Raw genomic sequence first — 215 nt, 5'->3', positions numbered from 1 at the left:
ATGGCTGGGCTAGCTGGATTCGAACCAGCGCATGACGGAGTCAAAGTCCGTTGCCTTACCGCTTGGCTATAGCCCATTAATATTTACTAGTATGCTTATCTTCTCAAAAAAATAAACCCTCTCAGGTTATTTTAAAGAAAATGGTGGAGGGGGGCAGATTCGAACTGCCGAACCCGAAGGAGCGGATTTACAGTCCGCCGCGTTTAGCCACTTCG

1 tRNA gene is annotated in these 215 nt (G+C 47.9%); it reads right to left on the bottom strand.

Features of this window, described 5'->3' with window-relative positions:
- Window position 1: 1 nt before the first annotated feature.
- Window positions 2-76, bottom strand: a tRNA-Gln gene (locus tag JDS81_RS30145).
- Window positions 77-215 lie beyond the last annotated feature (139 nt).

It is taken from the genome of Bacillus cereus group sp. N31, assembly GCF_016483245.1.
Taxonomy (GTDB): Bacteria; Bacillota; Bacilli; order Bacillales; family Bacillaceae_G; genus Bacillus_A; species Bacillus_A toyonensis.
The sequence above is the reverse complement of the archived record's forward strand: the minus strand, read 5'-3'. Positions and strand labels throughout refer to the sequence as shown.